Consider the following 13,752-nt stretch of genomic DNA (forward strand, 5'->3'; position numbering starts at 1 on the left):
CGAGCGGCGATCACTATAGGCGCGACCGAAGGTGATCGTCCGGATCATTCTTGTGACCGTAACTATCTGGCCACTGCCATGTTTTGAACTACCGTCGCGTAACCACCGGTGACCTGACAGGCTCGGCCGGAGAGGGTTGACGACGAACCCTCCACCCACCAGCCTGACCCCTTTCCTCCGGCGAACCCCACGACGGGAGCAGGCACATGACGGGCGGCCCGGTACTCGCCGTCGACCAAGGCACCTCCGGAACGAAGGCACTCGTCCTGTGTCCGGAACGAGGGGTGCTCGGCACCGGCACGGCACCGGTGAGACCCCGCCATCTGCCCGGCGGGCGGGTCGAGGCCGACCCCGCCGAGCTGTACGGCTCCGTGGTCGCGGCGGGCCGCGCCGCGCTCGCCGAGGCGGGTGTCCCGGTGGTCGCCGTCGGCCTCGCCAACCAGGGCGAGACGGTCCTCGCCTGGGAACCGGCGACCGGCGAACCGCTCACCGACGCCCTCGTCTGGCAGGACCGCAGAGCCGCCGGAATCTGCACAGAACTCGCGGGACACCACGATGAGTTGACGGACCTGACGGGCCTGCCCGTCGACCCCTACTTCGCCGCGCCGAAGATGGCCTGGATCCGTCGCCACGCCACCGGCGCGGGGGTGGTGACGACGAGCGACGCCTGGCTGGCCCACCGGCTGACGGGCGCCTTCGTCACCGACGCGGCGACGGCCGGACGCACCGGCCTCCTCGACCCGTCCGCCGTCGCCTGGTCCGCGCCCGCCCTCGACGTCTACGGCCTCGGCGGCGAGTCGCTGCCCCGGATCGTCGACTGCGACGAACCGGTCGGCACCACCACCGCGTTCGGGCCCACGCTGCCGCTCACCGGACTCGTCGTGGACCAGCAGGCCGCGCTCCTCGCCCAGAGCGCGACCGCCCCCGCCGCCGCCAAGTGCACGTACGGCACCGGGGCGTTCCTCCTCGCCCGCACCGGACCGCACCCCCGCCGCACCACCACCGGCCTCGTCGGCTGCGTGGCCTGGCGGCTGCGGGGCCGTACCGAGCACTGCCTCGACGGGCAGGTCTACACCGTCGCCTCCGCCGTCCGCTGGCTCACCGACCTCGGGGTCGTCTCCGGCGCGCGGGACCTGGACGCCGTCGGCGGCTCGGTGCCCGACAGCGGCGGCGTCACCTTCGTGCCCGCCCTCGCCGGGCTCGCCGCCCCCTGGTGGCGCGCCGACGCCCGCGGCACCGTCACCGGCCTGGGCCTCGACACCGGCCGCGGGCACCTGGTGCGGGCCCTCGTCGAAGGCATCGCCGCGCAGGTGGTCGACCTCGCCGACGCGGCGGCCGCGGACCGGGGCGCCCCCCTGGACGCCCTGCGCGCCGACGGCGGCCTCACCCGCTCCGCGCTCCTCATGCAGACCCAGGCCGACCTGCTCCAGCTCCCCGTGGAGGTCTCCGCGCTCCCCGACGCGACCGCCCTCGGCGTCGGCGCGATGGCCCGCCTGGGCCACGACCCGCACCTCACCGTCGCCGAGGCGGTGGCACCGTGGAAACCCTCCGCCGTGTACGAGCCCGCGATCTCCGCGGACGAGGCGGCGGACCGGCTCGGCCGCTTCCGGGCGGAGGTCGCGGCGCTCCTCGACCGCCCCGCGGCGCACGGCGACCCCCACCCTGAGGCCGCGGCCGCCCCCGAGGCGACCGCGTGACCCGCCCCGCGTGCCGCCGGCCCGGCGGCACGGGCGGCGGCCGGAGCACGGGCGCGCACGGGCGGGGAGCGCCGGGGCCGGCCGACCCGGCAGAGGGCGCCGGGCACGTCAGCCGGCGCGGACCGCTGCCGGGCGGAGCGGCGGACGGCTACGACGTCGTCGTGGTGGGAGCCGGGGTCGTCGGGTGCGCGATCGCGCGGGCCCTGGCCCGGCACCGGCTGCGGGTCGCGCTGGTCGACGCGGCCGACGACGTCGGCGAGGGCACGTCCAAGGCCAACACCGCCATCCTGCACACCGGCTTCGACGCCGCCCCCGGCACCCTGGAGGCCGGCCTCGTCCGGGCCGGCCACCGATTGCTCACCGGCTACGCGGCCGAGGCGGGGATCCCGATCGAACCGATCGGCGCGCTCCTCGTCGCCTGGGACGAGGAGCAGCGGGCCGCCCTTCCCAGCCTCGCCGCGAAGGCCGCCCGCAACGGCCACCGCGCCACCCGGATCGTCGGCGCGGACGAACTCCGCCGCCGCGAACCGCACCTCGGCCCCGGCGCGCTCGGCGCGCTCACCGTGCCCGGCGAGTCCATCGTCTGCCCCTGGAGCACCACCCTCGCCTACGCCACCCAGGCCGTCCTGTCCGGCGTCGACCTGCTGCTCGGCTGCCGGGTGACGGACGTCGCCCCCGGGCCCCGGAACGGCGCCGGCACGCCGCACCGGCTGTCCACCACGCGGGGCCCGCTCGCCGCGCGGTTCCTGGTCAACGCCTGCGGCCTGCACGCCGACGCCTTCGACGCGCTGCTCGGCGTACGGGACTTCACGGTCACGCCCCGCCGGGGCCAGCTGCTCGTCCTCGACGGGTACGCCCGGCCGTGGGTGCGCCACATCCTGCTGCCCGTCCCCGGGCCCCTCGGCAAGGGCGTCCTCGTCACGCCCACCGTGTACGGGAACGTACTGGTCGGCCCGACCGCCGAGGACCTCGACGACCGCACCGCCACCGGCACGACCGCCGACGGGCTCGCCGGACTCCGGGAGCAGGGCGCGCGGATCGTACCCGCACTGGCCGAGGAGGAGGTGACGGCCGCGTACGCCGGCCTGCGGGCCGCCACCGGACGCGAGGACTACCGGTGTGCCGCCCACCCCCGGCTGCGGTACGTCACGGTCGGCGGCATCCGCTCCACCGGCCTGTCCGCCTCCCTGGCCCTCGCCGAACACGTCCTCGGCCTGCTCGCCGAGTGCGGGCTGCGGACCGGCCCGGAGCACCCCCTCGCGCCGGTCCGGATGCCGAACCTCGGCGAGGCGCTCCCCCGCCCCCACCGGGACGCGGCGGCCGTCGCCCGCGATCCCGGACTCGGCGCGGTCGTCTGCCACTGCGAGCACGTCACCCGCGGCGAGGTGCGCGCCGCGCTCGCCTCGCCCGTCCCGCCCGCCGGCCTCGCCGGCCTGCGCCGCCGCACCCGCGCCGGTTCCGGCCGCTGCCAGGGCGGCCACTGCCGGCCGACGCTGCGGGCCCTGTTCGAGGAGTACGGGAAGGGGGCCGGGGCCCGGTGAACGCACCGTCACCGGAGGCGCGGGCGGTCGACGTGCTGGTCGTCGGCGCCGGTCCGGCCGGGCTCGCCGCGGCCGCGCGGCTCGCGGCGCTCGGGGCCGGGCGCGTCGAGGTCCTGGAGCGGGAGCCCGAGGCGGGCGGCGTACCCCGCTTCTGCGGCCACCCGGGCTTCGGCGCCGACCCGCGGGGACACGCCCTCGACGGGCCCGGGTACGCGCGCCGCGCCGTGCGGGCGGCGGTGCGGGCCGGGGCTCTCCTGCGCACCGGCGTGTCGGTCGTCGGCTGGGCGGGGCCGCTCGCCCTGGAGACGGCGGCGCCCACCGGGCCGGAGACCGTCGTGGCGCGGGCGGTGGTCCTGGCGACCGGCGCCCGCGAGCGGTCCCGCGCGGCACGGCTGCTCCCCGGCACCCGTCCCGACGGGATCCTGACGGGAGGTGAGCTCCACCGGACCGTGGCTCTCTTCGGCCCGCGCCCGGAGCGGATCGGCCGGCGGGCCGTGGTCGTCGGCGGTGGCCCGACGGCCGGACACTCCGTCAGCCTGCTGCGCCGCGCCGGGGTGACGGTCGCGGCGGTCGTGGTCGGCGACGAGCGGTACGCGGCGGCCCTCCGCGCCCCGGTGCTGGCCGGCACGGTCGTGACGGAGCTGTCCGGCCGGGGACGGCTCGCCGGGGTGACCGTCCGCGACCGGCACGGACGCGACCGTGCGCTCCGCTGCGACACCCTCGTCCTCACCGGCGACTGGGTCCCCGAGCACGAACCGGCGCGCGCCGGCGGCGTCCCGCTCGCGCGCTCCACGCGCGCGCCCCTGGTGGACGCGTCCCTGCGCACGGGTGTCCCCGGCGTGTTCGCGGCGGGCGGCCTCCTGCGCGGCGGCACGCCCGCGGTGCGGGCCGCGGCCGAGGGCCGGACGGCCGCCGAGGCCGTGTGGACGCACCTGAACGTCGGTGGATGACGGGGCGACGGGTGGCTCCGGACGACGGGCCGACGCGGTGCGGCGGGGGCGCCTGACCGTCGGGCCCGGCCGGTCCGTCGGGCGGGCTCTGTCCGTCGGGGCACCCGGCTCGTCGAGGCGTCCGAGTGTGCGGGCCCGGCTCGTCGAGGCATCCGGTCGTGCGGGTCCGGCGCGGTTGGGCGAGACTGGCGGCATGGCGGTCGGACGCAGCGCGGGTCTGCTCGTCTTCCGCCGGTCGATGGCGGAGGACGGCGGCGTCGAGGTGCTCATCGGCCACATGGGCGGACCGTTCTGGGCACGCCGGGAGGAGGCCGCCTGGTCGGTGCCGAAGGGCGAGTACGGACCGGAGGAGGAGCCCCGGGACGCGGCCCGCCGGGAGTTCCGTGAGGAGCTGGGGCTGCCGGTGCCGGAGGGCGAGTGGCTCGACCTCGGGGAGGTGCGGCAGGCCGGCGGAAAGACCGTCACCGTGTGGGCGGTGGAGGGCGACCTCGACCCCGCGGCGGTCGTGGCGGGGACGTTCTCGATGGAGTGGCCGCCGCGCTCCGGGGTCCTGGCGGAGTTTCCGGAGCTGGACCGGGTGGGGTGGTTCACCGTGGAGGAGGCGGCTCCGCTGCTGGTCGCGGGTCAGCGGGAGTTCCTGGAGCGGCTTGTCACGCGGCTGCACGGGCGGGCCTGAGGGGCATTGTCAGACCCGTGCGAGAGGGTGGGGTGCGTCAAGCCGTCGAGAGGGAGCCCGACATGACCACCATCACCGCCACCGAGCGCGCCGCGGCCCAGGCGTACCTTCGCCTCCTCGAATCCACCCAGGCCGTCATGACAGACCCGCGCCTCGCCCCGTACGCGGGGGTGATGCTGACGAACCCCATGGCGGAGGCCGACGAGGCGCTGCGCGCCGCCGGCCTCGCCGGGAACGAGGACCGGCTGCTGCGGCTCGTCTCCACCCTGCGGGCCTCCCCCGCCGCGGCGCCCGGCGCGCCCGCCCCCGTCAGGGACCTGGACCGGGGCGGGCGCCGCTGAGCGGTACGGTCACCGCGCGGCGGGGCCGAGCCGGACGGGCAGGTCGCGGACGCTGTTGCCGACGAAGCCCGCGTGGCGGGTCAGTCCCGCCTCCGGGACCGCGAGGTCGAGCTCCGGGAAGCGGGTGAAGAGCGCTTCGAGGGCGACGGCCGCCTCCATGCGGGCGAGGGGGGCGCCCAGGCAGTAGTGCGGGCCGTGACCGAGGGACAGGTGCCTGGTCGCGCCCGCCCGCGTGAGGTCGAAGCGGTCGGCGTCGGGACCGTGTGCCGCCGGGTCGCGGCCCGCCGCCGAGTATCCGGCGAGCACGGGGGTGCCGCGCGGGACGAGGGTGCCGTCGACGGTCAGGTCGCGGGTGGGGTAGCGGAACGGGAAGTAGCTGACGGGACTGTCCCAGCGCAGGGTCTCCTCGACGGCGTCGGCCCAGCTGTGGCGTCCCCCGGTGACGAGGGCGAGTTGGTCCCGGTGGGCGCACAGGGCGCGGACGGCGTTGGTGACGAGGTTCAGGGTCGTCTCGTGTCCCGCGACGATCATCAGCATGAGGGTGCCGATGAGCTCCTGCTGGTCGAGCCGGTCGCCGCCCGCGTCGCGGGTGGCGATCAGGGCGCTGGTGAGGTCGTCCCCGGGGTGCGCCGCCTTGTCCTCCGCGATGGCGGTGAGCAGTCCGTGGAGTTCGCGGTTGGCGGCGACGGCCCGGGCCGGCTCGGTGTCGGTGGCGACGACGAGACTCGACAGGTGGTGCAGCCGGTCCTGGTGGGCGGGATCGACGCCGAAGAGTTCGCAGATGACGCCGAGCGGCAGCGGGAGGGCGTAGTGGCGGCGCAGGTCGGCGACGCCGCCGTCGGCCGCGGCGGCCTCGGCGAGGCCGTCGAGCAGACCCTCCGTCACCGCCGCCACGCGCGGCCGGAGCTCCTCGACGCGCCGGGCGGTGAAGGCGCTGCTGACGAGGGTCCGCAGCCGCCGGTGGTCGGCGCCGTCGGCGGTGGTCATGCCGGGCACGGTCGCGAAGGTGCGCAGCGGCCAGCCCTCCGGTACGCGTCCCTCGGCGAGCGCGGTGAAGTGCTGCGGCCCCTTGGCGACGTCGGGGTCCGAAAGGAAGTCGCGCAGGGCGTCGTGGCCGAGGACCACCATGCCCTCGACGTCCCCGGGCAGCAGCACCGGGACGACGGCCCCGCGAGCCCGCAGCCGCGCGTTGACGGCATGCGGACACCCCCCGGCCGCGTCGAGCCGATACGGCTCCGACCCGGGCTGCGGCTCGGACCCGGGCTGCGGCTCCGGCTCCGGCTCCGGCTCCGGCTCCGGCTCCGGCTCCGGCTCCGAGGAGCGTCGGGCCGGCTCCGGCTCCAAGGAATGAGGGCCCGGCGTCGGCTCCGAGGAGCGAGGGCCCGGCGTCGGCTCCGAGGAGCGAGGGGCCGGTGTCGGCGTCGAGGGGCGTGGGGCCGGCTCCGCCGCTCCGGCGGGCCCGCTCGGCGCGGGCACCGAGCCCGTCGGCGGGGCGAGGGCCTCGGTGGGGTCGGGATGTGCGTCCATGTCCGCTCCTGACGACGGGTGAGCCGCCCGGCGGACGCCGGCGGATCCGCCGCATCCTAGGGTCAACGCGGTCCGCACCGCACGGAGTTGCGACGACGGCCCTCGGGGGTGGGCGGGCTCACCCGGTCGGCAGAGCGCGACCACCCGCCCGGCGGCACGACGCGCCGCCCGCCGTCGCGTTCTCTAGGCCGGGTGGCGCACTTCCTCCTGCGCGCCGCGCACCCCCTTCCTACGGTGGCTGAATGATCGTCACGTCAGCTGTTCGCCATGCCGCCGCGGGCTCCGCCGCGATGCTGCTCGTGCTCTCCGCCCCCGTGGCAGGCGCCGCGACCCCGCCCCGCGCCGCGGCGGCCGCCCCCGTCGCCCTTCCCGCCCTCGGACCCGGCTCCGTCACCGAACCGACGCCTCCCGCACGGCGGTTCATGGACCGGACGCGGCTCGACCGGGACGGGACGCAGGTGCAGCCGCTGCCCGGTGCACCGGCCCTGCCGACCCCCTCGGCGCTCTCCTGGGTGGTGGCCGACGCCGGCACCGGCGAGGTGCTCGCGGCCCGCGCCGCACACCGCAGACTGCCGCCCGCCAGCACGCTGAAGACCCTCTTCGCGCTGACACTGCTCCCGCGCCACGAGGCGTCCGCGCGGCACACGGTGGCCGATGAGGAGTTGACGGGGATCGGCGAGGGCAGCAGCCTCGTCGGAGTGAAGGAGGGGTACACGTACCGGGTCGCCGACCTGTGGAACGGCGTCTTCCTCAGCTCCGGCAACGACGCCGTGCATGTCCTCGCGGCGATGAGCGGCGGCTGGGAGGCGACGGCCCGGCAGATGCAGGAGAAGGCACGGTCGCTGGGGGCGATGGACACCCACGTCGTCTCCCCCGACGGGTACGACGCGCCGGGCCAGGTGTCGTCCGCGTACGACCTGGCGGTCTTCGGCCGGGCGGGGGTGCGGGACCCCGAGTTCACCCGCTACTGCTCGACGGCGTACGCCGACTTCCCGGCCGGTTCGTGGTCGTACGGCATCGCCAACACCAACCGCCTGGTCACCGGCGCGGACGGAGTGGGCCGCTACCCCGGGATCATCGGCGTCAAGAACGGCTACACCAGCAACGCGGGCAACACCCTCGTGGCCGCCGCCCGCCGCGGCGACCGCACCCTGGTGGTGTCGGTGATGAACCCGCGGGCGGGCGGCGGGCTCGCCGTCTACGAAGAGGCCCGCGACCTCCTCGACTGGGGCTTCGCGGCGGCGGACAAGGTCGAGCCCGTGGGCTCCCTGCTGCCGCAGAGGTCCCAGGAGTCCGCGGGGTCCCCGGCGTCCGAGGGCCAGAAGCGCACCGAGGCCCGGGACGTCTCCGTGCGCGGCGGGGCCGGTGCTCCGCCCGCCCTCGGCGCCTCGGCGACCCGGCCCGGCACCGCCGCCGAGGAGCCCGCCGGCGCCGGCCCCTCGGTGGCGCTGCCCCTCTCCCTCGTGGGCTCGGCCTGCGCGGCGGCCCTCGCCCTGTGGGCCTGGCGCCGCCGAGTGCCGCGCACCTGACCCGCGCCCACGACCCCCGGCGGACGCTCAGTCCCCGCCGGAACCCCCCGCCGTCCGCACGCGCCGGTGCGCGGCCACCCGCTCGCGGGTGGCGCAGCGGCGGGAGCAGTAGCGGCGCTCGGGCCCGCTGCCGTGGGCGACGAAGACGTTCCCGCAGCTCGTGGAGGCGCAGGTGCGGCCGGGCGGGGCCTGCCGTTCCCAGAGGAGGACGGTCAGGGACAGGCAGCCGGAGGCGCGGAACCACTCCGTCCAGGGCGCGTCGTCGTCGGCGTCCGCGTGGGGGTGCCAGGGGGCGGTGCCGCCGTGGGAGGTGAGCCGGAGGGGACCGGTGTGGGCGGCGAGCAGGGAGTTGAGGAGGGCGGCGGCCTCGTCGGCGGAGTCGGCGGCGAACACCTGTCGGAGGTCCGTGGCGGCGGACCGCAGTCCCGGGACGTCCTCGGCGGTCACCTCGACCGGCGCGGGTTCGCCGTGGGCGAGGAGCACGGCGGCGATCTCCCGGGGCCCGGCCGCCGGATCGGCCAGGGCGTTGACGAGGGCGGCGGTGCGGAGGGCCATGGCGACGGTGGAGTGCCGGGTGGACCGGTCGGGGAGCACGGGCATCGGCCGAATGTAACGCATATTGCGGGTCTTTGAGTTACCTCCGTAGCCTCTGCCGCCATGCGCAGCCCTTCGTTCCGCCTCGCTCCCCGCCCGTCCCCTGCCGTTCATCTGACGGGGGCGCTGGCGGCCCGGACCGGTGACGAGGCGGCCGGTCCGGCCCTGGCCCTCGCCGGCTTCGCCGCCGCCGGCTCGACCTCCGGGGCCGCCTCGCTCCTCGCCTGCGTCACGGTCGCGGCGGCCGTCGGCGGCCCCGTCGTCGGGGCGCTCCTCGACCGTTCGCCCCGGCCGGGACGGATCCTCGCCGGCGCGCTCGCCCTCTACGCGGCCGGGCTCGGGGCCGTGCTCCTCGGGCTCGGACGGCTGCCGTTCGCGGTGACGGCGGCGCTCGCGGTGGTCACGGGCCTGATGGGACCCGCGCTCTCGGGCGGCTGGACGGCGCAGCTGCCGGGGCTCGCGCCCGCCGACCGGAGGTCGCGCCTGCACGGCCTGGACTCGCTCACCTTCTCCGCCGCCGCGCTCGCCGGGCCCGCGCTTGCGGGCGGCGCCGCGCTGGTGCTCGGCGCGCCGGCGGCGGTGGTCGTCGCGGCGGCCCTGATCGCGGCGGCGGTGCCCGTCGCGTGGGCGTTGCCACCGGCCGGTCCGCCGCGCGGCGGGCGTCCCGGGGGCGGCGGGGTGCGGGCGGTGTTCCGGCGGGGGCCGCTCCTGCGGGCCACGGTCGCCTCGGTGGGGGGCGCCACCGCGCAGGGCGTGGTGGCGGCCTGTCTGCCGGCGCTCGGGGCGCGGGCGCTGGGCGCGCCCGGCCGGGGGGTGCTGCTGCTCTCCGTCGCGGCGGCGGCCTCCCTCGCCGCGACGGCGCTGCACGCCCGGCTCCCCCACTCGGTGCCGGCGGGGCGGGTGCTGTGGGGGGCGGCGCTGGCGCAGGCGGGCGCGTGGGTGGTGGCGGCGACGGGCGGGGCGGTGGCCCTGGTGGTGGCGTTCGCGGTCGCGGGGGCCGCGGAGGGGCCGCAGCTCACCGCGTTGTTCGCGGTCCGGCACGAGGAGACGCCCGAAGGGCTGCGCGGCCGGGTCTTCGCGGTCGGGACCAGTGTGAAGATCACCGGCTTCGCGGTGGGCGCGGTGGTCGCGGGGTGGGTGGCGGCCCGGTCGGTTCCGGCGGCGCTGCTGCTGGCGGCGGTGCTCTGCGCCGTCTCGGCGCTTCCCTACGCGGGCGCCCGGGGGCGACCGGGTCAGAGGGACGCCCGCGAGGCGACGTAGCGTTCGGCGGCCCGGAGGGCTTCGGCGGTCGAGCGGACGCCCATGAGGACGCACAGGGTGTAGGCGGTGTCCTCGAAGCGGCGGCGCGCGGAGAGGTCGCTGGGGCCGGCCAGGACGCGCTGTTCCTGGGTGCGGTAGTGCCGGAGGAGCCGTTCGACGGTGTTGCGGTCGGGCAGCAGCATGGGTTCCTCCGTTGCGGTCCCCCTCTCGTGCGTCGCTCCATGGTGCTCGCGAGCGGCCATCCTCGCGACCCGCACGGTCACCCTCGGTGACGCGGTGCGGGCCGAGGTGCGGGCGCCGCCCGGATGGCGGAGGGTCGAAGACATGGAGACGAGCAGCGGAAACAGCGGAGGCGGCGGACTGAGGGTGGTGGTCACCGGCGCCACCGGGAACGTGGGCACCAGCGTCGTACGGGCCCTGGCCCGCGAGCCGGGGGTGGGCTCCGTCCTGGGCCTGGCGCGGCGACTGCCGGAGCTCGACGTCCCGGGCGTCGAGTGGGGCGCCGTGGACCTGTCCGCCGACGGCGACGAGCCCCGGCTGGGCCGGTACGTCGCCGATGCCGACGCGGTCGTGCACCTGGCGTGGCGCTTCGGGCCGACGCACGATCCCGTGACGACCTGGCGGGCCAACGTCCTCGGCACGCTGCGGGTCGCGGAGGCGGTGGCGGCCGCCCACGTTCCCGCGCTGGTGTGCGCGTCGTCCGTGGGCGCCTACTCTCCGGGACCGGAGAGCGGCGCCCCGGTCTCCGAGGCGTGGCCCACGCACGGCTGGCCGGATGCCGCCTACAGTCGCGAGAAGGCCTATCTGGAACGGGTCCTGGACACCTTCGAGCGCGATCACCCGCAGACCCGGGTGGTGCGGATGCGGCCCGCGTTCCTGTTCAAGGAGGAGTCGGCGAGCGAGCAGCGCCGGATCTTCGCCGGCCGTTTCGTGCCGGGGCGGCTCTTCCGCCCCGATCTGCTGCCGCTGCTGCCGGAGCCGTCCGGGCTCCGCTTCCAGGTCCTGCACACGGACGACGCCGCCGACGCCTACGTGCGGGCCGTGCTGCGGGACGTGCGCGGCGCGTTCAACCTGGCGGCGGACCCGGTCGTCGACGGGGCGCTGCTCGGCGAGATGTTCGGCGCGCGCCCGGTGAGGGTCCCGGCGGGCGCCGTCCGCGGCGCCCTCGCGACGGCCTGGCACCTGCGCCTCGCCCCGGCCTCCCCCGGCCTCTTCGACCTCCTGCGGCACATCCCGGTCATGTCGACGGACCGGGCGCGCGACGAGCTCGACTGGTCGCCGACGGCGAGTTCGGTGGAGGCCCTGGAGGCGTTCCTGCGCGGCGTGCGCGCCGGCGCGGGCGACGACACGGCGCCCCTGGCCGGGCGCCGCGTCGCCTGAGTCCGGACCCCGCCGGCTCAGCGGCCGGTGCCGGCCGCCCCCCAGTCGACGATTCCGATGGCCGCGCCGGCCGCCTCCCGCCCCGCGCAGTGCGCGCGGTGCCGGCGGAGGACGGCGGGCACGTCGAGGTGGCGGCCGAACTCCGGCCGGGCGGCGAGTCGTTGGGCGTAGGCCCAGAGGGCGCGGTGCCCCGCGACGCGGCGCACCGCCTCGGCGTCGAGGTGCCAGCGGTGCACGGTGTCGAGCCGGACGAGGGCGCACCAGACGTACACGTCGGCGAGGGTCGGCGCGTCCCCCAGGACGTACGGCCGTCCCGCGACCCGCGCGTCGAGCTCGCCGAGCGCCCCGAAGAGCGCTCCCAGCGCCTCCGCCGCGTCCCCGCGGGCGCCGGGCACCGGGTCGAGCCCGAGTTCCCCGGCGCGCTGCGCGGCCCGGTGGATGCCGTCCTCGCAGAGCGCGGCGAGCGCGTCGATCTCCCGCCCGTGCTCCTCCGGCAGCAGTTCGGGACCGTCGCCCCGGAACCGCAGGGCCAGGTCGCGGAGGATGTCGGGGACGTGGGTGGTGACAATGCGTCCGGTCCAGTCGTCGCCGAGGACGGGCGCGGCGGCGGGGCCGGTGTAGAGGTGGGCGCTGGCCTCGTAGAGCGGCCGGAGCGCGTCGTACGAACCGTCCGGGGCGTCGGGCACCTCGGGCAGCAGCCTCAGCGGCAGCGTGGCGTCGAGGCCCAGGAGTCCGTGGGTGACGGCGATGGCCAGACAGTCGGGGTCGGCGGGGGCGATGTGGAGGCGGTAGCGGAACGGCACGGCGTAGTGGCCGCTGGCCGCGTCGCGGCCGATCCGCCCGCGGAAGGCGGGCACCGCGGAGGCGGGCAGCAGCGAGGAGGGGACGACGACGGACATGGTGCTCCAAGGGTTGGCTCGGCGCCGGCACCGGCCCGCCGGACGCCACGTCAGGCGGGAACGCCCGCAACGGCGACGGCGGGGACGGCACGACGGCGGAGGGGCGGAGAGGCTGAAAGTCGGCGGAAGGCGGCGGAAGGCGGCGGAAAGGAGGAGGGAAGGAGGAGGGAGCGGAGCCGGCGGAAGTCGGTCCCCGGCCCCGGCCCGAGGCGCGGTCAGCCCGCGCTGCACACCCGCAGCAGGTCGATGTGACGGCGCGAGGTGAGTCCGAGCGGGCGCGGCAGCGCCCGGGCCGCCGAGGACTCCGGGCTCCGCGCCGGTCCCCCCACGGGGGCCGGACGTTCGGCACCCGTCAGGCGGGTCACACGCATCCCGCGGACCGGACGGGTCGGGCGGGTGCGGGTCGGGCGGGCCGGAGGGGCGAAGCCGACACGGCGGCCGGGGCGGTCTCGGCGGGCGACCCCGCCGCGGACGGCGCGGCGGTCACGGCGCCCGGGGCGGTCCGGACGGCGGACCGGATCGGTCCCGGTCCCCTCGCACCCGCCGACCCGTCGCATCATTCCCTACCCGTCCGCTCGGATTCCTGTCCCGAGTGTCGGGCGGTACGAGGCCGCCGTCAAGGGCGCGAACACGACGGCCGACCGCGCCTCCCGGCCCGCCCCCGGACCGCTCCGCCACCCCTCCGGAGGCCGCCCCGCCGCACCCGGCACCGGCGGAGTCGCGCGCCCGGCCCGGCGGTCCGACGCCCTTCGGAGTCGTACGGAATAATGCGCCGCATGCGCATTTCAGCCAGGGCCGACTACGCCGTGCGGGCCGCCCTCCAGCTCGCGGCCGCCCGGGACTCGGGGCCGTTGAAGGCCGAGGCGATCGCCGAGGGGCAGGGCATCTCGCACAAGTTCCTGGAGGGGATCCTGGGCGACATGCGCAAGGGCGGGCTGGTGGAGAGCCAGCGCGGGGGACGGGGCGGCTACTGGCTGGCGCGGCCGGCGGAGGCCATCTCGGTCGCCGACGTGATCCGCTGCGTGGACGGTCCGCTGGTCTCGGTGCGCGGCGAGCGCCCGCCCGCGCTCACCTACACGGGCCCCGCCGAGTCGCTGCTGCCGCTGTGGATCGCGCTGCGGGCCAGTGTCCGCGAGGTGCTGGGCGTCTCGCTCGCGGAGGTGGCGTCGGCGCGCCTGCCGGCCGGGATCACGGAGCGGGCGGACGATCCGGAGGCCTGGACCAACCCCTGACGGGAGTCCGCCCGACACGTCCCTCCCACCCTTCCCCCGCCGGGGGCGACCTGACGCGGTCTCATCCCACGGAACCCCTCCGCCCGCATGCTGGACGCCCCTTGGGGCCCCGGACCTCGCTCTGCC

The 13,752-nt window shown here is 77.5% G+C and carries 13 protein-coding genes; 9 read left to right on the plus strand and 4 right to left on the minus strand.

What is annotated here, in order from left to right:
• The first annotated feature begins 206 nt into the window (after positions 1-206).
• From ACFZCF_RS19375 to ACFZCF_RS19395, 5 genes are all read left to right on the plus strand, one after another.
• Positions 207-1,697 carry an FGGY family carbohydrate kinase gene (locus ACFZCF_RS19375; RefSeq protein WP_391287513.1) on the plus strand — a complete coding sequence of 497 codons (1,491 nt, stop codon included), beginning with the start codon at positions 207-209 and terminating at the stop codon, positions 1,695-1,697.
• A 125-nt stretch (positions 1,698-1,822) separates the two neighbouring features.
• On the plus strand, positions 1,823-3,238 hold the full coding sequence (locus tag ACFZCF_RS19380; RefSeq protein WP_391287621.1) for an FAD-dependent oxidoreductase: 1,416 nt from the start codon (positions 1,823-1,825) through the stop codon (positions 3,236-3,238).
• Complete coding sequence (locus ACFZCF_RS19385; protein WP_391287515.1) at positions 3,235-4,188, plus strand: FAD-dependent oxidoreductase; 954 nt, start codon at positions 3,235-3,237, stop codon at positions 4,186-4,188. The genes ACFZCF_RS19380 and ACFZCF_RS19385 overlap by 4 nt, the downstream gene beginning before the upstream one ends.
• A gap of 193 nt (positions 4,189-4,381) precedes the next feature.
• The gene (locus tag ACFZCF_RS19390; RefSeq protein ID WP_391287517.1) at positions 4,382-4,864 is read left to right on the plus strand and encodes an NUDIX domain-containing protein; all 483 of its coding nucleotides are present in this window, start codon (positions 4,382-4,384) and stop codon (positions 4,862-4,864) included.
• A gap of 62 nt (positions 4,865-4,926) precedes the next feature.
• On the plus strand, positions 4,927-5,205 hold the full coding sequence (locus tag ACFZCF_RS19395) for a hypothetical protein (protein WP_388444798.1): 279 nt from the start codon (positions 4,927-4,929) through the stop codon (positions 5,203-5,205).
• Between the two features lie 9 nt (positions 5,206-5,214).
• Here the strand turns inward: ACFZCF_RS19395 and ACFZCF_RS19400 are convergent, their stop codons facing one another.
• A complete protein-coding gene (locus ACFZCF_RS19400; RefSeq protein ID WP_391287520.1) occupies positions 5,215-6,360 on the minus strand; it encodes a cytochrome P450 in 1,146 nt (381 codons plus the stop codon).
• Positions 6,361-6,974: 614 nt separating this feature from the next.
• Here ACFZCF_RS19400 and ACFZCF_RS19405 point away from each other — a divergent pair.
• On the plus strand, positions 6,975-8,261 hold the full coding sequence (locus tag ACFZCF_RS19405) for a D-alanyl-D-alanine carboxypeptidase family protein (protein ID WP_391287521.1): 1,287 nt from the start codon (positions 6,975-6,977) through the stop codon (positions 8,259-8,261).
• Positions 8,262-8,288: 27 nt separating this feature from the next.
• Here ACFZCF_RS19405 and ACFZCF_RS19410 read toward each other — a convergent pair whose 3' ends face one another.
• Entirely contained in the window at positions 8,289-8,861 is a 573-nt protein-coding gene (locus tag ACFZCF_RS19410) for a CGNR zinc finger domain-containing protein (protein WP_391287523.1), read from the minus strand.
• A 57-nt stretch (positions 8,862-8,918) separates the two neighbouring features.
• On the opposite strand from ACFZCF_RS19410, the gene ACFZCF_RS19415 reads away from it, so the two are divergent.
• Entirely contained in the window at positions 8,919-10,115 is a 1,197-nt protein-coding gene (locus ACFZCF_RS19415; protein WP_391287525.1) for an MFS transporter, read from the plus strand.
• Here the strand turns inward: ACFZCF_RS19415 and ACFZCF_RS19420 are convergent.
• Complete coding sequence (locus ACFZCF_RS19420; protein WP_388444807.1) at positions 10,088-10,297, minus strand: DUF5133 domain-containing protein; 210 nt, start codon at positions 10,295-10,297, stop codon at positions 10,088-10,090. The two genes, ACFZCF_RS19415 and ACFZCF_RS19420, sit on opposite strands and share 28 nt — an antisense overlap.
• A 142-nt stretch (positions 10,298-10,439) precedes the next feature.
• On the opposite strand from ACFZCF_RS19420, the gene ACFZCF_RS19425 reads away from it, so the two are divergent.
• Entirely contained in the window at positions 10,440-11,495 is a 1,056-nt protein-coding gene (locus ACFZCF_RS19425) for an NAD-dependent epimerase/dehydratase family protein (RefSeq protein ID WP_391287527.1), read from the plus strand.
• Between the two features lie 17 nt (positions 11,496-11,512).
• Here ACFZCF_RS19425 and ACFZCF_RS19430 read toward each other — a convergent pair whose 3' ends face one another.
• Entirely contained in the window at positions 11,513-12,394 is an 882-nt protein-coding gene (locus tag ACFZCF_RS19430) for a glutathione S-transferase C-terminal domain-containing protein (RefSeq protein WP_391287529.1), read from the minus strand.
• A gap of 776 nt (positions 12,395-13,170) precedes the next feature.
• Here ACFZCF_RS19430 and ACFZCF_RS19435 point away from each other — a divergent pair.
• Entirely contained in the window at positions 13,171-13,626 is a 456-nt protein-coding gene (locus ACFZCF_RS19435; protein WP_360610212.1) for an Rrf2 family transcriptional regulator, read from the plus strand.
• Positions 13,627-13,752: the final 126 nt, after the last annotated feature.

Source organism: Streptomyces sp. NPDC007945 (assembly GCF_042958885.1).
In the GTDB taxonomy this organism is placed as follows: Bacteria; Actinomycetota; Actinomycetes; order Streptomycetales; family Streptomycetaceae; genus Streptomyces.